Source organism: Dellaglioa sp. CoH-57-MRSF-21, assembly GCF_056781915.1.
In genome coordinates this window covers 1-486 of the sequence record NZ_JBXAXU010000054.1, presented here as the reverse complement: position 1 = coordinate 486, position 486 = coordinate 1, and the positions used below count along the sequence as shown (strand labels likewise).

The window sequence follows — 486 nt, the reverse complement described above, 5'->3', positions numbered from 1 at the left end:
GGAAATAGCTCAGCTTGGTAGAGCACCTGGTTTGGGACCAGGGGGTCGCAGGTTCGAATCCTGTTTTCCCGATTAATAGATTGCCAAAATTTATTATGTGTTTTTATTTTATGGCGGCGTAGCTCAGCTGGCTAGAGCGTCCGGTTCATACCCGGGAGGTCAGGGGTTCGATCCCCTTCACCGCTATTTTCTACGTAAGAAGCTTGGACCTTTAGCTCAGTTGGTTAGAGCAGACGGCTCATAACCGCCCGGTCGTAGGTTCGAGTCCTACAAGGTCCATTACTTGTAGCTGATTCAAGTAGATTTTTAATTTTTTATGGAGGATTACCCAAGTCTGGCTGAAGGGAACGGTCTTGAAAACCGTCAGGTGGGTCAAACCACGCAAGAGTTCGAATCTCTTATCCTCCTTTTTAATATTATCGCGGGATGGAGCAGTCTGGTAGCTCGTCGGGCTCATAACCCGAAGGTCGTAGGTTCAAATCCTGC

The 486-nt window shown here is 48.1% G+C and carries 4 tRNA genes; all 4 read left to right on the top strand.

The features are described 5' to 3' along the window. The 4 genes from AC1RPQ_RS07890 (at window position 1) to AC1RPQ_RS07875 (ending at window position 408) form a co-directional block, all read left to right on the top strand. Window positions 1-72: transfer RNA gene (locus AC1RPQ_RS07890), tRNA-Pro, on the top strand. A 40-nt stretch (window positions 73-112) separates the two neighbouring features. Then, window positions 113-186, top strand: a tRNA-Met gene (locus AC1RPQ_RS07885). A gap of 19 nt (window positions 187-205) precedes the next feature. Further along, a tRNA-Ile gene (locus tag AC1RPQ_RS07880) sits at window positions 206-279 on the top strand. A 39-nt stretch (window positions 280-318) separates the two neighbouring features. Then, a tRNA-Ser gene (locus AC1RPQ_RS07875) sits at window positions 319-408 on the top strand. The last annotated feature ends 78 nt before the right edge of the window (window positions 409-486 follow it).